We start from the raw sequence: 19,425 nt of genomic DNA on the forward strand, positions 1-19,425 counted from the left end.
TCACCCCGTCTCCCCCGCCACGGTCCACCCCACAGGCCACAGGGGTGCCGGGGTGTCGCCCGGGGGGGCGGTGCTGGGTGCCGCCCAGGGACGACACGCCGACGGGCGCACCCCGATGGCCGCACCGGGCGCCTGCGATCCGCCTGCGATGATCCGCCTGGGGTCCGTCTGTAGACCGCCTGCAGGCCCTGCGGGCAGCGCCGCCGGTCACGCGCCGAGCTGGAGGGCGGGGGCGGCCTCCTCGACCATCGCCATGCCGAGCCTGCTGACCCGCACCGCGAACGGCTGCTCGTCCACCCGCAGCCCCGAGAAGCGCACCGCGCCCAGCGGAGCGGTACTCATCGGCCGTACCGCGACGACGCCGCCGGGAGCGTCGGGGCGTACTCCCGCGAGCGAGGTCAGCAGATGGACGGCGCCCGCGGCGGCGACAGCGGACGGACGGCAGGCGGTGGGGTGCGGCAGCGGTGTCCGGTCGGCGGCGCGCTGTTCGCCCGCGTACATCTCGGGCAGTTGCCGTCCGAAGGTCCCGGCGGCGTCCAGGACACCGCGCAGGAGGGCGCCCGCCTCCCTCTCGTATCCGGCGGCGGCCAGCCCCGACACGGCGAGGGCGCTCTCATGGACCCGCACCGCACCACCCCGGTGGCCGAACGGACTGTGTCCCGGCGCTCTGGCCGAGAGCGTCCGCAGACCCCATCCGGAGTCGAGATCGGGGGCTCCGAGCAGCCGCGCCAGCTGCCCGGTCCGCGCCTTGCCGAGCAGCCCCTCGGCGAGCGTGCCGCCGCCGAGCAGCCCGGTGTCGAGCAGATGGACCGCGGCCGAGCCGAGATGGATCACCTGCCGGCCGCCGGGGGTGAGCGCGGCGGCGGGCCGGCCGCCGCCGCGGTCTTCGACCCAGAAGTCCTCCTGGAACCGCCCGCGCAGCCCCGCCGCGTACTCGCGCCACGCGCCGGCTCCGGGGCGGCCGTACGCGTCGAGGAGGTCGGCGCCGTGCAGCGCGGCCCGGTGGGCGTGGGCCTGCACCTCGCAGCGGAGCGGGCCGCCGGGGGCGGGATCCGGCACATAGCCCGCCGCGTCGGCGACCGTGCGCAGCCAGCCGAGGCAGCGCTCGGCGGCGGGCAGCAGCAGCTCGGCCTCCCGTTCCGGCATCCCCCAGCGCCGGGCCTCCGCCAGGACGGTGACGAACAGCAGGGTGGCCTCGACACCGGAGCAGGTGGGCGGCAGATGCGGTCCCGCGTGCCGCAGCACACCCGGGATCCGGCCGCTGTCCCGGTCCTGGAGCCGCGCGAGGGTACGCAGGGTGCCGGCGGCCAGCCGGGTGCCGAGCGGCAGCAGCATCCGGGCCGCCCACAGCGCGTCGGCGGGCGCCAGTCCCATCCGCCAGGGGGCGCCCGCCGCCACATGGACGTCGGCGAGCCGGGCCGGGTCGCGCAGCAGCAGCGCCCGCAGGCCGTCCAAACTGCCCCGCAGCAGCGCCTCACCCCTGGCGTCGTCGCCGGACAACTCCGCCGCGGACCAGGGCACGGGCGCCCGGTCACCGCGCACGGGCGCGGAGACCGCGGACCCGTGCGCCACGGATTCCCGGGACACCCGCAGTTCGAAGGTCCGGGCGGCCCCGGGCGGCACCGCCAGCTCCCAGCGCAGCACGCCGGCCGAAGCCAGCACGCCGGCGGGGGCCGGCCGTGCGGTGACCCTGACCCCGATGCCGGCATGCGACCAGCGCAGCCCCGCGTCACAGACGCTGGCCGGCAGATCGGGCCCCGCCCGCCCCGCGGCCGCCGCGCCGAGTTCGGCGAGGTCGGTGCCCAGTGCCACTTCGAGCGGCAGCCGGAGCACGGCCGGCCCGGTGTTGAGCACGGTGATCCGCTCGGTACCGTCGGCGTCCCGCAGCCGCTCCACCGTGACCGCCGGATCGGGACCGGTATCACCCGGGATCCTGACCACCGCCACGAACCGCGCCCGGTCCGCGCTGAGCAGCGTGCCCAGCACGGGGATCGGCTCGGCTCCCGCGAGCCGCACCTCGCAGCGCGCCAGCACCCGCCGGCCCTCCTGGTAGAAACCGTCGAGCCCCTGTCCTCGCAGCTGTCCGTCCTCGGCGGAGACGACGAGCGAAGGGGCGGCGACACAGATCACCGAGGTGTGCACGGGCTGCGGGCCGGAAGCGGGCCTGGTCAGGGCGGTGGGAGCGGGAACGGTCGGGGCGGTCGGCGGCGGGTTCACATCCCGGTGAACGGCCGTGTGGGCACCCGGGTCACGGCCCGTCTACCGTTCCTGGACAGGGATCGCTTCCCCGGTATCCGCCCGCACCACCGGAAAGAGACGCCATGGCCGTGTACCGCCAGCCCGGCACCGTTGTGACCGACCACGCTTTCGACGTACCGCTCGACCACGCTGCCCCCACCGGGGAGCGGATCCAGGTGTACGCCCGTGAAGTCGTGGCCGCGGGCCGGGAGGGCGAGCCGCTGCCGTGGCTGCTGTTCCTGCAGGGCGGTCCCGGCGGTCGCTCCCCGCGCCCGCTCGGCCGGGACGGCTGGCTGACCCGGGCCCTGGACGACTACCGGGTCCTGCTGCTCGACCAGCGCGGCACCGGCCGGTCCACCCCCGCCAACCGGCAGACCCTGCCCGCGCGCGGCGACGGCGCCGCCCAGTCGGAGTATCTCGCGCACTTCCGGGCCGACTCCATCGTGCGGGACTGCGAACTGATCCGCCGTGAACTGCTCGGCGCCGAGGGCCGGTGGAGCCTGCTGGGGCAGAGTTTCGGCGGCTTCTGCGCGCTGACCTATCTGTCGCTGGCCCCCGACGGTCTGCGGGAGGCGTTCATCACCGGCGGTCTGCCGGGGCTGCGCAGCAGCGCCGGCGACGTCTACCGCTCGGCGTTCCCCCGGGTGGAGCGCAAGAACACCGAGCACTACGACCGTTATCCCGGGGACGTGGAGGCCGCGCGCTCCGTCGCCCGCCATCTGCGCGACCACGACGTGACGCTGCCGGACGGCGGTCGGTTCACCGCGGAGGCGTTCCAGTCGCTGGGTCTGATGCTGGGCACGGGCACCGGCTCGCACACCCTGCACTACCTGTTGGAGGACGCCTTCCTGCCTGGCACGGACGGCCCGGTGCTCTCGGACGGCTTCCTCGCCGAGGCGCAGGGTCATCTGTCGTTCGCGGCCAATCCGCTGTACGCCGTGCTCCACGAGTCGATCTACGGGCAGCGCTCGGTGTCGGCCGCGGGCACCGGCTGGGCGGCGCAGGCCGCACATCTGGAGTTCCCCCAGTTCGACGTGGACAAGGCGCTGGCGGGCCAGGGACCGGTGCTGTTCACCGGCGAGATGATCTACCCCTGGATGTTCACCGGCGACCCCGCGCTCGTCCCGCTCCGCGCCGCGGCCGACCGGCTGGCGCTGCGCGAGGGCTGGCCTGACCTGTACGACCCGGCTCAGCTGGCCCGCAACGAGGTGCCGGTGGCGGCGGCGGTCTACCACGACGACATGTACGTCGACACCGCCGATTCGCTGGCCACCGCGCGCGCGGTGCGCGGTCTGCGCACCTGGGTCACCGACGAGTACGAGCACGACGGTCTCCGGGTGAGCGGCGGCCGGGTCCTCGACCGGCTGATCCGACTGGTCCGCGGCGAGCTTTAGACGCGTCGATCACCCGCTGCCGCCGCTCCTGGCGCAGGCACTGGCGCAGCGGCTCGGGATCGAGTCCCTCGTTCACCGAGTGATGGAGCAGCCGGGCGAAGGTGTATCCCGGATCGAGGTCGAGCGCGCGGCCGAGCGCGACGCGCGCCTCCGGTTCGTCCCCGGACGCCCAGGCGACCCAGCCGGCCAGGGTCAGCGGAGCGGCGGCATGGTCCTCGTACGGTCCGACGCACCGCCGGGCCAGGGCCCGCCACAGGCGCAGCGCGGGGTCGGTGTGCGGCGGCTCCATCCACTCCGCCGCCCGGTCCCGCGCGGCGCGGTCCTGCAGGCCCAGGATGATCTCGGCGGCCTCGTCGTCGCCAAGCAGCGCGTCATCACGCTGGTCACTGCGGCTCGCGTCCCCGTCCGCCGGGTTGGCGCGGAAGCGTTCGAGCGCCGCGCCGACCAGGGTCAGCGTCCGGTGCCGTACGACCTCGCAGTCGCCCACGTCCAGGATCCGCGGGACGAGTTCGGCGCAGGCCATGTCGAGCGCCCGTGCCTGCCCGGCGGTCCGCTCGGTGACCGACGGGACGAGCCGGGACTCCATGTCCCGCAGCGAACCGCGCACGTTGATGCCGGCGTACGCGGCGGCCGCGGCCATCACGGAGTCGCCCGAGGTCGCGATGGTGAAGCCGTCGGCGGGACAGCAGTCGGTGCCGGGGCAGCAGTAGGACCACCAGCGGCCCGCCGAGACGCACAGCGCCTCGACCACCGGCACGTCCAGGGCGCCGCAGGCCGTGCGCAGCCGCTGCGCCAGCGGCCGCAGGCGCTCCATGACCTGGGCCGGCCGCTCGGTGTCCGACGGGTCCTGGCACAGGAACAGGACGATCGAGGCGGCCCGGTCACCGCGCTGCTCGCTGCCCCGCACCAGACAGTCCGCCAGCTGCGAGGCGACCTCGGGCCATTCCGCGGAATCCTCGGGAATTCCCAGGCGCAGCCGGCCGCCGAAGCGGCCGTGGTCGCCGTGCAGGGCGACCATGACGATGGAGTCGCTGGGATGAAATCCCATCAGGTACGGCAGGGCGTCGGCCAGGTCGGCCGGGCTGCGCAGGGTGACCTTGGGATCGTTCTCGGACCGGGGCGATTCGATGTGCTGTGTCATGGCCCGACGGTCCCGCAGGCCGGTGATCTCCGCCAGACCCCCCAAAAACCTGTGGATAACTTCGGGGCCGAGTTGTCCACAGGTTCGGTGCGCGGTTCGCGTGTTGTCGGTGGCATCAGGTTGCATGGGGGGCATGACTGACTCCCCCACCGCGCTTCGTACCGCGGCCGACACCGTTCTGAGCCGCCTCGTCGGTGACTCCACCGGCACCGCCCGGCTGCGCGAGGACCAGTGGCTGGCGGTCGAGGCGCTGGTGGCGCACGGCCGCCGGACGCTGGTCGTGCAGCGCACCGGCTGGGGGAAGTCCGCGGTGTACTTCGTGGCCACCGCGCTGCTGCGCCAGCGCGGCGGCGGCCCCACCGTGATCGTCTCGCCGCTGCTCGCGCTGATGCGCAACCAGGTCGAGGCCGCGGAACGGGCCGGAATCCGGGCCCGCACGATCAACTCGGCGAACACCGAGGAGTGGGACACCATCGAGGCCGAGGTCGCGGCGGGCGACGTGGATGTGCTGCTGGTCAGCCCCGAGCGGCTGAACAACCCCGATTTCCGCGACCAGGTGCTGCCCAAGCTCGCGGCGACGACCGGGCTGCTGGTCGTCGACGAGGCGCACTGCATCTCCGACTGGGGCCATGACTTCCGTCCCGACTACCGGCGGCTGCGCACCATGCTGGCGGACCTGCCGCCGGGGGTCCCGGTGCTGGCCACCACCGCCACCGCCAACGCCCGGGTCACCGCGGACGTCGCCGACCAGCTGGGCACCGGCACGGCCGGGACCGGCGAGGAGGGCGCGCTCGTGCTCCGCGGGCCGCTGGAGCGCGAGAGCCTGTCGCTCGGGGTGCTGCGGCTGCCGGACGCGGCCCACCGGCTGGCCTGGCTCGCCGATCATCTCGACACCCTGCCGGGCTCCGGCATCATCTACACCCTCACGGTCGCCGCCGCCGAGGAGATCACCGCGTTCCTGCGGCAGCGCGGGTACCCGGTGGCCTCGTACTCGGGCAAGACGGAGAACGCCGACCGCATGGCGGCCGAGGCGGATCTGCTGGCCAACCGGGTCAAGGCGCTGGTCGCGACGTCCGCGCTGGGCATGGGGTTCGACAAGCCGGACCTCGGATTCGTCGTGCACGTCGGATCGCCGTCCTCCCCCATCGCCTACTACCAGCAGGTGGGCCGCGCCGGGCGCGGGGTGGACCACGCGGAGGTGCTGCTGCTGCCGGGGCGCGAGGACGAGGCGATCTGGCGCTACTTCGCGTCCCTCGCGTTCCCCACCGAGGAGCAGGTGCGCCGCACCCTGGAGGTGCTGGCCGACGCGGGACGCCCGGTGTCCGTCCCGGCGCTGGAGGCGCGGGTGGACCTGCGCCGGTCCCGGCTGGAGATCATGCTCAAGGTCCTGGACGTGGACGGGGCGGTGCACCGGGTGCGCGGCGGCTGGACCTCCACCGGGCAGCCGTGGGCGTACGACACCGAGCGGTACGCGTGGGTCGCGCGGCAGCGTGAGGCCGAGCAGCAGGCGATGCGCGACTACGCGTCGGCCACCAGCTGCCGGATGGAGTTCCTGCGGCTCCAGCTGGACGACGAGGAGGCCGCGCCGTGCGGCCGCTGCGACAACTGCGCCGGTGCCCGGTTCGGCATCGAGGTCTCCGGCGCGGCGCTGGACGCGGCGCGGGCGGCGCTCGGCCGTCCCGGCATCGAGGTGGAACCGCGCAAGATGTGGCCGACCGGGCTGCAGGCGATCGGGCTCGACCTCAAGGGCCGGATCCCGGCCGGTGAGCAGGCGGCGTCCGGGCGGGCGCTCGGCCGGCTCTCGGACATCGGATGGGGCAACCGGCTGCGCCCGCTGCTGGCCGACGGCGCACCGGACCAGGCCGTACCCAGCGACGCGGCGGACGCGGTGGTGCGGGTGCTGGCGGACTGGGCGAAGGGCCATGGCGGGTGGGCGAGCGGTGAGGCGGACGCCCCGCAGCGGCCCGTCGGCGTCGTCACCGTCGCGTCCCACACCCGCCCGCAGCTCATCGGAACCCTGGGCGCGCGCATCGCCGAGATCGGACGGATGCCGCTTCTCGGGCAGATCGCGTACACGATGGAGGACGGGCCCGGCCGGGTACCGCGCAGCAACAGCGCACAGCGGCTGCGGGCGCTGCACGGCGCGTTCACCGTCCCGCCGGAACTGGCCGCGACACTGGCCGCGACGCCCGGCCCGGTGCTGCTCGTGGATGATCTGGCCGACACGGGCTGGACTCTGGCCGTCGCGGCTCGACTGCTGCGCAAGGCGGGCGCGACCGCGGTGTTCCCGCTGGTCCTGGCCGCGCAGGGGTGATGGGTATCGACGTTTGAGACGATGAGTAGGATCTATCAGACGCAGGCGTCCATAACCGGTCAGAAGCTTCGAGTACCCGTTGCCGCTCGCAGCCATGCGGGGAAGAATTGGCGCTGGATCCCCGACCGGCTCATCGAGCCCCCTGACCGGCGTGCGCCCGCGCCCCGGTCGCCGGGTGCGTCCACCGAAGGGAGGAACGTGACCATCGGTTTCGCTCCGGAGACCACCACGCGTGCCTCCTCCCGACTCTCCCGCAGCCTGGAACCAGCCGAGTGGACGGCCGCGGGAATCCCGCTGCTCGCCAACCCGCGTGAGGTCGTCAAGGATCTGCAGTCCCGGCATCTCCCCACTCCGGTCACCGCCGTGGTCGCGGTGTTCGAACCGGAGGGCCGGCTCGCGGCGAGTGCCTCGTTCACCGGCAGTACCGGGGTCGTCGACGGCTGGGAGCACCGCAACGCGATCCTCGCGCATCTGCGCCGGGTGCTCCCGCACGATCTGCGGCGGCGCGCACCGGCGCGGACCGCGGTGCTGCTGCTGTGCCGCGACGGCACTCCCGGCTGGACCGAGAAGGACGGCGCGTGGATGTGGGGCCTGCGCGACGCGTGCATGCTGCACGGGCTGCGCTGCGGCGCGTACGTCACGCTCACCCGGGACGGCTGGCAGGTCCTGGGCGAGAACCGCGGTGGCCGCACCCCGAATTCCCACCCCTTCACCGAACGGCAGGACGGCGCAGCGGCCCTGCGCCCGCAAGGGGCGCCGGAAGCGCTGCGCCGCACAGCCGCTCGCTGACCAGGCCTTCGGTCAGGCCTTCGCGGCGACCGCCCCGTTGATCAGCCCGGGGTCGCCGCACACGATCAGCAGGGTGCCGGCGCGGGCCAGCGCGGTGGGCAGCCCCAGCGCGGCGGCCTCGGCGGTTCCGCCGTTGACCGCGACGACCACGACCTGACGGCCGACGGCACGTTCGGCCGTGATGCCGGCGTAGAAGACGTCGTCACCCGCGTCGTGCTGCGACCAGTAGGACGTCTCGCCGAAGGACAACTCGTGTGCGGCCCACGGGTGGTGCTCGCCCGTGGTGAGCACCAGGATCTCGCCGGGCGCGCGGCCGGTGTCCAGCAGCAGGTCGACGGCCTCGTCGGCGGCGTCGATCGCGCCGTCGGCCGGGGCCGGGATGAGCTGGATCCGCGCGGTGGCGGTGACGCCCCCGGTGCCGACCGACGGACGCCGCACCGACGGCGCGGTGGCCGTCGTGGTGGCCGTCACGGTGGCGGAAGCGGTCGGGGCGGGCCCACGGGCCGGACCGGGCCGGCCGGGCCCGGCGTTGGCCGCGTGACCGGCGCGCGGAGGCCCGGGGCGGGGGTAGGACGGGGACCGGGGACAGGACGGGGGGTCGACGCGCTGCGGCCTGCGGCCGGAGCTGAGCGGGGACCCGGGACACTCTCGTGAATCTGAGGCTCCTCGGGGATGAGAGGCATGGGCTGATGTCTATCAAATACGCCGCGATTGCGCAGCGGTGGGTCGTCAAAAATCGAAACCGAGCTGCTCCCCAGGGTCAGCGGGAGCCCGGACCTTCTTCAGGTGCCGCCAGCGCGGCAGCGCGTCGAGGTACGACCAGGACAGCCGGTGGTGCGGTGTGGGGCCGAGTTCCTCCAGGGCCGCACGGTGTACGGGCGAGGGGTAACCGGCGTTGTCGGCGAAGCGGAACAGCGCGTGGTCCGCGCCCAGTTCGGCCATCGCGGCGTCGCGGTGCACCTTGGCGATCACCGAGGCCGCGGCCACCGAGACACAGGACTGATCGCCCTTGATGACGGTGCGCACCCGCCAGGGCCCGCCGAGGTAGTCGTGCTTGCCGTCCAGGATCACCGCGTCCGGGCGCTCCGGCAGTCCTTCGAGCGCGCGGACCGCCGCCAGTCGCAGGGAGGCGGTCATGCCGAGGGTGTCGACCTCCTCGACGCTCGCGTGGCCGAGGGCGTAGGACGTCACCCAGTCGGCCAGCAGCGCGGCCATCGGGGCGCGGCGCGGCGCGGGGATCAGCTTGGAGTCGGTGAGGCCTTCGGGCGCCCGGCGCAGACCGGTGACGGCCGCGCAGACGGTGACGGGCCCGGCCCAGGCGCCACGGCCCACTTCGTCGACGCCTGCGACGATCTTCGCCCCGAGGGTGGCGCGCAGGGAGCGTTCGACGCTGTGGGTGGGAGGTTCATACGGCATGGCGGGGACCAGGGTACTCCCCTGTCAGGGGCGGAGCAGCGGGAGCATCACATGATCGACCAGATCGGCCATGTCCTGCTCGCCGATCCGGTGGTCGCCGATCTTGGCGCGGTACATCATCAGGGCGGGCGCCACGTCGGCGACGATGGCCGCGGTGGCGTCGGCGCGCACGGTGCCGCGGGTGATCCCGCGCCGCACCACGTCCAGGATGAGTTCCTTCCCCGGTTCGATCACGCCCTGGATGATCAGGTCGATGAACGGCTGGGCGGCGGCGTGGTCGCACTCGTCCAGAACGACCCGCAGCGCGATGCCGCCCTGTGAGTACATCGCCTCGCGCATCCGCATCACGAGGCACAGCAGGTCCTCCCGGAGGGTGCCCAGGTCCGGCGGGGCGCCGATCTGCGGCAGTCCGAGCCGCAGCGCGTCGGCGACCAGCGCCTCCTTCGACGGCCAGCGGCGGTAGAGCGCCGCCTTGCCCGTCTGGGCGCGCGCCGCGACGCCCTCCATGGTCATCCCGGCCCAGCCGACGGCACCCAGCTGTTCCAGAGCCGCGTCGAGGATCGCGCGTTCCAGAACCGACCCGCGGCGGCGCGGCAGAACCGGTGCCCCCGACCGGATTCGCTGCGAAGTACCCATCGACAAACCTCCGTTGAAGCATATAGTGAACGGTGTCGTTCACTAAATCACCGATGGGGGATCACCTGTGACGACCTCTCAAGTACACGTATCGCGTCCGCCCGGCACCGCCCGGCGCGAGGGACGACCCGGTATCGCTCTCGCAGTCATCGCCGCCTGTCAGCTCATGGTGGTCCTCGATGCCACGATTGTGAACATCGCACTTCCCCACATCAAGGACGCACTGTCCTTCTCCACCACAGATCTGTCCTGGGTGCTCAACGCCTACACCCTCACCTTCGGCGGCCTGTTGCTGCTCGGCGGCCGGGCGGGCGACATCCTCGGCCGGCGTCGGGTGTTCGTCTTCGGCATCCTGCTGTTCTCGCTCGCGTCCCTGCTCGGCGGCTTCGCCCAGGAACCCTGGCAGCTGCTCGCGGCCCGCTCGCTGCAGGGCGTCGGCGGCGCCATCGCCTCACCCACCTCACTGGCCCTGATCACCAGCACGTTTCCCGAAGGCCCGGAACGCAACCGGGCGTTCGGCGTGTTCGCCGCCGTCTCCGCGGGCGGCGGCGCCATCGGCCTGCTCGCCGGCGGCATGCTCACCCAATGGCTCGACTGGCGCTGGGTGCTCTTCGTCAATGTGCCCATCGGCCTGCTGATCGCCTTCCTCGCACCGCTGTTCATCAACGAGTCCGACCGGCAGACCGGGCGCTTCGACATTCTCGGCGCCATCACCTCCACGGGCGGAATGGCGTCGCTCGTGTACGGCTTCATCCGGGCCGCCGACTCCGGCTGGAAGGATTCGGTGACGCTCGCCGCCTTCGGGGCGGCCGTCGTGCTGCTGACCCTGTTCGTGGTGGTCGAGCGGCGGGCCGCCGATCCGATCACGCCGCTGCGGATGTTCGCCGACCGCAACCGCTCCGGCACCTACGTGATCATGCTGAGTCTGGCCGCGGCGATGTTCGGCATGTTCTTCTTCATCGTCCTCTTCGTGCAGAACGTCCTCGGCTACAGCCCGATCGACTCCGGCCTCGCGTTCCTCCCGATCACCGTCGCGATCGTGACCGGTGCCGGCCTCTCGACGCGACTGCTGCCCGTGCTCGGTCCGAAACCGTTCCTGGTCACCGGCACCCTGCTGACCGGCGCCGGCATGGCCTGGCTCACCCGGCTCGAGCCGGGCAGCGGCTATCCCGGCGGGGTGCTCGGCCCCATGGTGCTCTTCGGCTTCGGCATGGGGCTGAACTTCGTGACGCTCACCTTGACCGCCGTCTCCGGGGTGGCCCAGCACGAGGCGGGCGCCGCGTCCGGGCTCCTCAACGCCACCCAGCAGGTCGGTGGCTCGCTCGGGCTGTCGATCCTGGTCACCGTCTTCGGCACGGCGAGCCGGAACGAGTTCGGCGACCAGCTGCCGGACTTCCTCGCCAAGGCCACCCCGCAGCAGAAGGCCGAGTTCGCGAAGACCCATGAGCTGCCCGCCCCCTGGGGGCACGACGTCCTCTCCCAGGGCATATCCACGGCCTTCATGGCCGCCGTCGGCTTCGTCGTCCTGGCGGTGCTGACCGCGCTGTTCGTGGTGCGGGTGCGCAAGAGCGACCTGGAAGCGCTCAGCGGGAAGTCCGCCGCGCCGGCGGCCTGACGCCACGCCGCCGCCCGGCCCGGTGCGGGCGGCCGAGCGGCAGTGGGCTTACGCGGTCCACCGGGTCTCAGGCCTCCGTGGGCGCCGCGACCCACGGCGGAAGCGGTTCGGTGCGCTCCAGCCACTCGGCCGGCGGCTGCCCGGTCGGCCGTGAGGCGATGATCCCGCCGACGATCGCGCAGGTGGTGTCGACGTCACCGCCCGCCTTGGCCGTCGTCCAGAACGCCTGCTGGTAGTCGTCCAGGTGCCGGGCCGCCGACCACAGCGCGAACGGCACGGTGTCGTGCGCGCTGGTGCGCCGGCCGCAGCCGAGCACCGCCGCCACCGTCGCCACGTCCGCGTAGTCGAGCATGTCGCGCGCCCGCCGTATGCCGGCCTTCACCGCGCTGGTCGGCACCAGGTCCAGCACCGCGCCGAGCAGCGCCGAGGGGTCCTTCGGGCCGTCCGGGTCGGCGACCAGCGCCGCCATGGCCGCGACGGCCATCGCGCCGACCACGGCCTCACGGTGCTGGTGGGTGGTGTACGCCGAGATCTCGGCCTGGTGCGTCGCCTGCTCGGCGTCGCCCGCGTACCAGGCGCCCAGCGGGGCGACCCGCATGGCGGCGCCGTTGCCCCACGAGCCCTGGCCGTTGAACAGGCCCGCGGCCAGCTCACGCCAGTCGGCGCCCTCCTGCCGGATGAGGCGCAGCATGCGGTTCACGGCCGGGCCGTAGCCGCGGTCGAAGTCATGGTGCTCCGCGAAGGACATCGCCAGGGCGTCCTGGTCGATGCGGCCGTGGGCGGCCAGCACGGCCAGCACGGAGCAGGCCATCTCGGTGTCGTCGGTCCACTGCCAGACACCGGGCGGCAGCCCGCCGTTCTGGAGGGCCTGGTAGTTGGAAGGGACGAAGAACTGGGAGCCGAGGGCATCGCCGACGGCCAGCCCGCGCAGACTTGCCAGGGCGCGGGAGGTGTTTTCGGAGTCAACAGGGTGAGCGGTCATCGCGTCGGAAACTCTGACATCGTGCCTGATCCCGGTCAATCACCCTGTGCGCAAACTCACCTGCGGATTCCTTCGTCCACCAGGGGGTCGGGAAACCGCCACCGCGCGAACGGGCGGTCGAGGGTGTAGCGGCCGGAGGGTCCGATGAGCAGGGTGCGGCTCTCGGCGTTGCCCGGGTTGGACAGCGACTCGAACTCCTCAACCGTCCAGTGGAACCACCGCATGCAGAACAGCCGCATGGTCAGTCCATGGGTGACCAGCAGGACGTTCGGCGGGAAGTCCGGCTTGTCGAAGGCCCGGTAGAGGGTCTCCAGGAACGCACCCACCCGGTCGTACACATCGGCCCCGGACTCGCCCTGCGCGAAGCGGTAGAAGAAGTGCCCGTAGGCGTCCCTGGCCTTGCGCTGCCGCTGCACGTCCTCGACGTCCTGCCAGTTCCCCCAGTCCTGCTCCCGGAGCCGGGGCTCCTCCATCGCGTGGGTCAGCGACGGGTCGAGGTCCAGCCCGCGGAAGGTCTGCCAGGTGCGGCGGTAGGGCGACACGAACGCCTGGACCGGCTCGTCGCCGAACAGCGCCCGCAGGTTCTCCCCCGCGGACGCGGCCTGGCGGCGACCGGTCGCGGTGAGCTCAAGAGCATGGTCCGGCACCCTCTGGTAGATGGTGTCGTCGGCATTGCCCTGAGACTCTCCGTGCCGGATCAGCACGATGTGGCGAGGTCTGCCCATACTGATCAGCCTATTCCCGGGACGGAGCCCGGGCGCGCCGGTACGGCCTCCGCGGCCGACGCGCCCCCCAGGGCGCTCCCGGCCGGCGGCGGCCCCGTCACACCGTCCACGCCTGCACGATGTCCACGACGTCGCCTGCCACCGAGACCACATCGGCCTCCAGCTCGGTGCGCTCCCCCAGCCTCGTCATCGCGGCGGGGCGGTACTTGCCGCGCTCGTTCGCCGAGATCCACAGGGACAGCACCAGGAAGTCGCTGTCCGACCCCTCGGCGAAGGCCCCGCGCAGCAGTCCGGGCGACCCGGCCATCGCCGGGTTCCACACCTTCTTCTGCATCTCGATGAAGTGCTCGCCGCGTCCTGGCCGCACCCTCGAATGCGCGACACGCAGCAGATCGACGTCGGCGAAGCGCGCCTCGAAGCCCACCCGCACGTCCATCAGGTGCTCGAAGAGCAGCACCCCGAGGTTCTCGTACGAATCGGCCTGCGACCCCGCGAGCTGGTCGTGCGCGCCGCCCGTCATGAAGGCCTCGTACGCCGCCCTGCTGTCCCAGAACGCGAAAAGGTGCGCCACGCCCGGCTGCGCGCGGCTCCAGCCGCCGCCCTGTCCCCGGAATCCCGGCTGTCCCCGCAGCCCCGCCCACTTCCGCTGCCCCCGTTCGAACCCCGCCCGGTCCACGACCCCACAGCGAATCCACTTCACCAGCACCGCGCCATCCTAAGTCCGACGAGGGCCCCTCCCGCGCCCGCTCACCCGCTCAATTCCCCTGCCGGGGTGGCGAATAGGATCGATCCATGGACGCTATCCATCCCCGCCTCCTGGTGGAGGACTTCGCCACCGCCGCCGAATTCTGGACCGCCGCGCTCCGTGACCTCCTGGGCATCGAGCCCGTGAAGGTCATCCCGGAGGCCGGATACGCCAACTGGGACCTGAACGGCGAGGGTGTCCTCGTCCTGTTCTCCCGCGCCGCCGTCGCGGCGGTGGTCGGCACCGGGGCCCTGCCGGCCCGGCCCGCCGGGCAGGACGCCTCGATGCTCGTCTTCCGGGTGGACAGCGTGGACGACGCCGCGCCGTGCCTCGTCGCGCACGGCGCCGAGATCGTCGCGGATCCCCAGGACCGGCCGGCCTGGGGACCCGGCCTCCGTACGGCGCACCTGCGCACGCCGGACGGGACCCTCGTCGAGTTGCAGTCCTACTGAGGCGAGCCGCGGTGCACGGCTGAGGCGGACCGTGTCCCGCTCCTGACCCGTACCTCTAGCGGGCCGGATCGTGCAGGCGTCCCAGCCGTTCGGTGTCGGCGGCGGCGAGGACGAGGCCGAAGGTGCTCTCCAGCACCTCGGCCAGTTCCCCTGCCGGTATCTTCCGCCGCTCCTCCGCGCCGTCCGCCGCACCCGCGCGCGTCACCGTCAGCTCGTCCCGCACCAGGGAGTACCGCGCCTGCGGTGTCACCCGCTGCACCACGAGCTGGCCGGTGAACCGGGACAGCGGGTGCGTCGACGTGAAGTGGTTCAGGATGACGACGTCCACCGGGTACAGCGGATTCGGCGCGAACGCGTACAGGTCCGACCAGCCCCGCGCGCCGAGCGAGCGCAGCACGCGCACGCCGCCCGCTTCCTCGGCGACCTCGTAGGCCCAGCCGCCCTGCCACGTCGGGGTGCCCACCCGCACCTCGACCGGCTCCAGCGTTCCCGGGCCGCCGAAGCCGGTGTCCGCGATCCATTCCGCGCCGTCCACGACGACCCGCAGCAGGACGTGCGTGATGGGCCGCAGCGTCGGGCCGGCCGTACGGACCCTGGCGCCGTGCGCCGTGAAGACGAAGCCCAGCCGTTCGAGCACCGCGGCGAAGAGGGAGTTCTGTTCGTAGCAGTAGCCGCCGCGGCGCTCCGTGACGAGCTTGCGCTGCACGCTGTCCAGGTCGAGGCGGACCTCGCGCTCCAGCGCGACTTCCAGGTTCTCGAACGGAATCGCGGCGGTGTGCGCGCGGTGCAGTCCCCGCAGCGTCTCCGCCGTCGGGTCCAGACCGCCTGTGTACCCGATCCGCGCCAGATAGGCGTCCAGGTCGAGCTGGTCACCGCTCCAGACGGACTCCGCACCGGATCCAGCCGCTGACTCCCGCTCCGCCACCGGCCCCGCCGGGGTCGCCGTCATCGGGCGGTCCCGGACTCGAAGCGCTCCCCGGGCTTCAGCAGATGCAGGCGGTCGCTGATCCCCGCCCGCTCGAAGGCGTCCACGAGGGTGTCGCCGTTCTGCGTGAAGTGCCCCCAGTGCTCGAAGTGCAGCGGTACGACCTGCCGCGCGCCGAGGATCTCCGCCGCCTCGGCGGCGTGGACGCTGCCGAGCGTCAGATCGGCGCCCGGAAGCAGCGGGGTCTGCGCGGCACCGGCGAACAGCACCGCGACATCGAACGGCCCGAACCGCTCCGCGATGTCTTGTACGACCTTCAGTGACGCGTTGTCCCCGCTCACGTAGACCGTCGGCAGCCCCTCGCCCGAGAGAACGAAGCCGGTGACCTCGCCGACGACGGGCTCACTGCCGTCCGGCCCGTACTGCGCCGGCACCCCGGTGATGCGCAGGGTTCCCCCGTCGGGGCGGGTCAGCTCGGTGTGCTCCCAGTTCGGCAGTGCGGTGACGTTTCCGCCGATCCGCCCCAGCGCCGAACCGGTGGACAGGGTCAGCGGCACACTCGCGAGGTACGCCCGCCCCGAGGTGTCGAGGTTGTCCGGGTGCTGGTCGTGCGAGAGCAGCACGGCGTCGACGGCCCCGACCGCGTCCGCGGCGACCGCGGGGCCGGTGGTCTTCACCAGCGCCCGGTTGCCCATCGGGTACTCCCCCGGCGCGTCGAACGTCGGGTCGGTGAGCAGCCGCAGACCCCCGATCCCGATCACCGCGGTCGGCCCGCCCACGTAATGGATGTCCAGCTCGGTCATCGCAACTACCCCCTGTCATCAGCGGAAACGGTGGGCAGCACACCGTACGGGCACCCCGCCCGCGACACCGCCCCCGTGTCTTCACCGATGACAAGTCCGCCAAGATCACAGCTATTCCCGGCCAGGACGCGGACGCCGAACCCGTCACCCCCGGCACGGAAAAGGTCCGGCGCCGACTCCCGTCGGCACCGGACCTCTCACTTCCTCACCCGCGGTTCACACCCGCGGCGCGCGCACGATCAGCTGCAGCCGCTGGTCGAGCCGCAGCCCTCGCACAGGTAGCAGCTGCCCGCCCGGCGCATCTTCGTGCCGCAGGAGAAGCAGAGCGGGGCGTCGGCGTTGAGACCGAGCTGGATCTCCAGCAGCTCCGTGGAGTTGTGCGCCTGCTTCGGGGCCGGCACGGCGGCCGGGCTCTCCGGCTTGGCGACGGCGACCGGCTTCGGCGCCGCCTTCGGCGCGGGAGCCTCCACCTGGCGCGGTGCGGACTGGGCCAGGCCCTCGACGTCCACATCGTCGTCGCCCGGCTCGTAGGAGCCGGTGTCGAGGTGGCGCTGACGCTCGCCGGCCGAGTGGATGCCGAGCGCGGAGCGGGTCTCGAACGGCAGGAAGTCCAGCGCCAGGCGGCGGAAGATGTAGTCGACGATCGACTGCGCCATCCGCACGTCCGGGTCGTCGGTCAGACCGGCCGGCTCGAAGCGCATGTTGGTGAACTTGGAGACGTAGGTCTCCAGCGGCACGCCGTACTGCATGCCCACCGACACCGCGATGGAGAAGGCGTCCATCATGCCCGCGAGGGTCGAACCCTGCTTGGACATCTTGAGGAAGACCTCGCCCAGACCGTCGTCCGGGTAGGAGTTGGCGGTCATGTAGCCCTCGGCGCCGCCGACGGTGAACGAGGTGGTGATCCCCGGACGGCCCTTCGGGAGGCGCTTGCGGACCGGGCGGTACTCGACGACCTTCTGCACCTCGGCCGGGACGACGACCTCGGCGACCGGCTCCTTCTTCTTCGCGGAGAGCGGCTGGCCAACCTTGCAGTTGTCGCGGTAGATCGCGAGCGCCTTCAGGCCGAGCTTCCAGCCCTCGAAGTAGACCTCTTCGATCTGCTCGACGGTGGCCGTCTCGGGCACGTTGACCGTCTTGCTGATCGCGCCGGACAGGAACGGCTGGGCCGCCGCCATCATGCGCACGTGGCCCATGGCCGAGATCGACCGCTCGCCCATGGCGCAGTCGAAGACCGAGTAGTGCTCGGTCTTGAGCGCCGGGGCGTCGACCACGTTTCCGTGCTCGCCGATGTGGGCGACGATCGCGTCGACCTGCTCCGGCTGGTAGCCGAGGCGGCGCAGCGCCTGCGGGACGGTGCCGTTGACGATCTGCATGGAGCCGCCGCCGACGAGCTTCTTGAACTTGACGAGCGCCAGGTCGGGCTCGACGCCCGTGGTGTCGCAGTCCATCATCAGGCCGATGGTGCCGGTCGGCGCGAGCACGGAGGCCTGCGCGTTACGGAAACCGTTCTTCTCGCCGAGGCGGAGCACGTCCTGCCAGGCCTCGGTGGCCGCGGCCCAGACCGGGACGTCCAGGTCGTCGGTGCGCTTGGCCACCGCGTTGGCGTCCGAGTGCTGCTTCATGACGCGCTTGTGGGCGTCGGCGTTGCGGGCGTAGCCGTCGTACGGGCCGACGACCGCGGCGAGCTCGGCGGACCGCTTGTACGAGGTGCCGGTCATCAGCGAGGTGATGGCGCCGGCGAGCGCGCGGCCGCCGTCGCTGTCGTACGCGTGGCCGGTGGCCATCAGCAGGGCGCCGAGGTTGGCGTAGCCGATGCCGAGCTGGCGGAAGGCGCGGGTGGTCTCGCCGATCTTCTCGGTGGGGAAGTCGGCGAAGCAGATGGAGATGTCCATCGCGGTGATGACCAGCTCGACGACCTTCGCGAAGCGGTCCGCGTCGAACGACTGGTTGCCCTTGTCGTCGTCACGCAGGAACTTCATGAGGTTCAGCGAGGCGAGGTTGCAGGACGAGTTGTCCAGGTGCATGTACTCGCTGCACGGGTTGGAGGCGGTGATGCGGCCCGTCTCCGGCGAGGTGTGCCAGTGGTTGATGGTGTCGTCGTACTGGATGCCGGGGTCGGCGCAGGCCCAGGCGGCTTCGGCCATCTTGGTGAAGAGGGACTTGGCGTCGACCTCTTCGATGATCTCGCCGGTCATCCGGGCGCGCAGGCCGAACTTCGAGCCGCTCTCGACGGCGTTCATGAACTCGTCGTTCACGCGGACGCTGTTGTTGGCGTTCTGGTACTGGACGGACGTGATGTCGTCGCCGCCCAGGTCCATGTCGAAGCCCGCGTCGCGCAGGGCGCGGATCTTCTCCTCCTCCTTCACCTTGGTCTCGATGAAGGCCTCGACGTCCGGGTGGTCGACGTCCAGGACGACCATCTTGGCGGCGCGGCGGGTGGCGCCGCCCGACTTGATGGTGCCGGCGGACGCGTCGGCGCCGCGCATGAAGGAGACCGGGCCGGAAGCGTTGCCACCGGAGGAGAGCAGCTCCTTGGAGGAGCGGATGCGGGAGAGGTTCAGGCCGGCGCCCGAGCCGCCCTTGAAGATCATCCCCTCTTCCTTGTACCAGTCCAGGATCGAGTCCATCGAGTCGTCGACGGAGAGGATGAAGCAGGCGGAGACCTGCTGCGGCTGGGCGGTACCGACGTTGAACCAGACCGGCGAGTTGAAGCTGAACACCTGGTGCAGCAGGGCGTAGGTCAGCTCGTGGTCGAAGATCTCCGCGTCGGCCGGGGAGGCGAAGTACCCGTGGTCCTCGCCGCCCTTGCGGTAGGACTTCACCACGCGGTCGATGAGCTGCTTCAGGCTCGACTCGCGGGTCGGGCTGCCGACCGCACCGCGGAAGTACTTGCTGGTGACGATGTTGACCGCGTTCACCGACCAGGAGTCGGGGAACTCGACGCCACGCTGCTCGAAGTTGATCGAGCCGTCGCGCCAGTTGGTCATGACGACGTCGCGGTGCTGCCAGACCACCTCGTCGTACGGGTGCACGCCCGGGGTGGTGTGGATGCGTTCGATCCGCAGGCCCTTGCCACCCTTGGATCCCTTGGTCCGGGATCCTCGTGCCGCGCCGTTCGTCGTCTCAGTCATGTGCCGCCTCCCAATACAGGCAAAACGCCTAGAAGTGCGCGGATCATCCCGCCGCACGGTTCGTTGTCCTACGCCTCGGCGCAGCGCGCCTCGGCAAATCTGTGGGTACTGCCGCT

General features: G+C 72.2%; 16 protein-coding genes. 5 read left to right on the forward strand and 11 right to left on the reverse strand.

Annotated elements, in window-relative coordinates:
• Positions 1-207: 207 nt before the first annotated feature.
• Positions 208-2,217 (reverse strand): glycogen debranching N-terminal domain-containing protein, encoded by a 2,010-nt coding sequence (locus tag LNW73_RS07505; RefSeq protein WP_374118053.1) that lies wholly within the window; start codon positions 2,215-2,217, stop codon positions 208-210.
• 104 nt (positions 2,218-2,321) lie between these two features.
• Here LNW73_RS07505 and LNW73_RS07510 point away from each other — a divergent pair, with 104 nt between their 5' ends.
• Positions 2,322-3,632 (forward strand): alpha/beta fold hydrolase, encoded by a 1,311-nt coding sequence (locus tag LNW73_RS07510; protein ID WP_250989406.1) that lies wholly within the window; start codon positions 2,322-2,324, stop codon positions 3,630-3,632.
• Here the strand turns inward: LNW73_RS07510 and LNW73_RS07515 are convergent.
• Positions 3,544-4,773, reverse strand: coding sequence for a DUF4192 domain-containing protein (locus LNW73_RS07515; protein ID WP_250989407.1), 1,230 nt, complete (start codon positions 4,771-4,773; stop codon positions 3,544-3,546). The genes LNW73_RS07510 and LNW73_RS07515 overlap by 89 nt on opposite strands.
• Before the next feature lie 133 nt (positions 4,774-4,906).
• Here LNW73_RS07515 and LNW73_RS07520 point away from each other — a divergent pair, with 133 nt between their 5' ends.
• Together LNW73_RS07520 and LNW73_RS07525 are read left to right on the forward strand one after the other, a co-directional pair.
• On the forward strand, positions 4,907-7,087 hold the full coding sequence (locus LNW73_RS07520; RefSeq protein WP_250978084.1) for a RecQ family ATP-dependent DNA helicase: 2,181 nt from the start codon (positions 4,907-4,909) through the stop codon (positions 7,085-7,087).
• Positions 7,088-7,285: 198 nt separating this feature from the next.
• Positions 7,286-7,876 (forward strand): hypothetical protein, encoded by a 591-nt coding sequence (locus LNW73_RS07525; RefSeq protein WP_250989408.1) that lies wholly within the window; start codon positions 7,286-7,288, stop codon positions 7,874-7,876.
• A gap of 12 nt (positions 7,877-7,888) precedes the next feature.
• Here LNW73_RS07525 and LNW73_RS07530 read toward each other — a convergent pair whose 3' ends face one another.
• From LNW73_RS07530 to LNW73_RS07540, 3 genes are all read right to left on the reverse strand, one after another.
• Complete coding sequence (locus LNW73_RS07530; protein ID WP_250989409.1) at positions 7,889-8,347, reverse strand: hypothetical protein; 459 nt, start codon at positions 8,345-8,347, stop codon at positions 7,889-7,891.
• A 258-nt stretch (positions 8,348-8,605) separates the two neighbouring features.
• Positions 8,606-9,292, reverse strand: a complete 687-nt coding sequence (locus LNW73_RS07535; protein ID WP_250989410.1) for a ribonuclease HII — start codon at positions 9,290-9,292, stop codon at positions 8,606-8,608.
• A gap of 24 nt (positions 9,293-9,316) precedes the next feature.
• Positions 9,317-9,928, reverse strand: a complete 612-nt coding sequence (locus LNW73_RS07540; RefSeq protein WP_250989411.1) for a TetR/AcrR family transcriptional regulator — start codon at positions 9,926-9,928, stop codon at positions 9,317-9,319.
• Positions 9,929-9,995: 67 nt separating this feature from the next.
• Here LNW73_RS07540 and LNW73_RS07545 point away from each other — a divergent pair, with 67 nt between their 5' ends.
• Entirely contained in the window at positions 9,996-11,543 is a 1,548-nt protein-coding gene (locus LNW73_RS07545; RefSeq protein WP_250989412.1) for an MFS transporter, read from the forward strand.
• A gap of 67 nt (positions 11,544-11,610) precedes the next feature.
• On the opposite strand, the gene LNW73_RS07550 is transcribed toward LNW73_RS07545, so the two are convergent.
• The 3 genes from LNW73_RS07550 to LNW73_RS07560 form a co-directional block, all read right to left on the reverse strand.
• Positions 11,611-12,525: an ADP-ribosylglycohydrolase family protein gene (locus tag LNW73_RS07550; protein ID WP_250989413.1), complete on the reverse strand. Its 915-nt coding sequence runs from the start codon at positions 12,523-12,525 to the stop codon at positions 11,611-11,613.
• Positions 12,526-12,581: 56 nt separating this feature from the next.
• Positions 12,582-13,250 (reverse strand): histidine phosphatase family protein, encoded by a 669-nt coding sequence (locus LNW73_RS07555; protein WP_250989414.1) that lies wholly within the window; start codon positions 13,248-13,250, stop codon positions 12,582-12,584.
• Between the two features lie 97 nt (positions 13,251-13,347).
• A complete protein-coding gene (locus LNW73_RS07560) occupies positions 13,348-13,956 on the reverse strand; it encodes a YdbC family protein (RefSeq protein ID WP_250989415.1) in 609 nt (202 codons plus the stop codon).
• Between the two features lie 86 nt (positions 13,957-14,042).
• Between LNW73_RS07560 and LNW73_RS07565 the strand changes: the two genes are divergently transcribed.
• On the forward strand, positions 14,043-14,447 hold the full coding sequence (locus LNW73_RS07565) for a VOC family protein (RefSeq protein ID WP_250989416.1): 405 nt from the start codon (positions 14,043-14,045) through the stop codon (positions 14,445-14,447).
• Between the two features lie 55 nt (positions 14,448-14,502).
• Here the strand turns inward: LNW73_RS07565 and LNW73_RS07570 are convergent, their stop codons facing one another.
• The 3 genes from LNW73_RS07570 to LNW73_RS07580 all read right to left on the reverse strand — a co-directional run bounded on the left by LNW73_RS07570 (position 14,503) and on the right by LNW73_RS07580 (position 19,309).
• Positions 14,503-15,396 (reverse strand): arylamine N-acetyltransferase family protein, encoded by an 894-nt coding sequence (locus LNW73_RS07570; protein ID WP_250989417.1) that lies wholly within the window; start codon positions 15,394-15,396, stop codon positions 14,503-14,505.
• Positions 15,393-16,175 (reverse strand): MBL fold metallo-hydrolase, encoded by a 783-nt coding sequence (locus LNW73_RS07575; RefSeq protein ID WP_250989418.1) that lies wholly within the window; start codon positions 16,173-16,175, stop codon positions 15,393-15,395. Before LNW73_RS07575 ends, LNW73_RS07570 begins: the two co-directional genes overlap by 4 nt.
• A gap of 239 nt (positions 16,176-16,414) precedes the next feature.
• Complete coding sequence (locus LNW73_RS07580) at positions 16,415-19,309, reverse strand: vitamin B12-dependent ribonucleotide reductase (RefSeq protein WP_250989419.1); 2,895 nt, start codon at positions 19,307-19,309, stop codon at positions 16,415-16,417.
• Between the last annotated feature and the right edge of the window lie 116 nt (positions 19,310-19,425).

Source organism: Streptomyces sp. RKAG337 (assembly GCF_023701715.1).
Classification (GTDB): domain Bacteria; phylum Actinomycetota; class Actinomycetes; order Streptomycetales; family Streptomycetaceae; genus Actinacidiphila.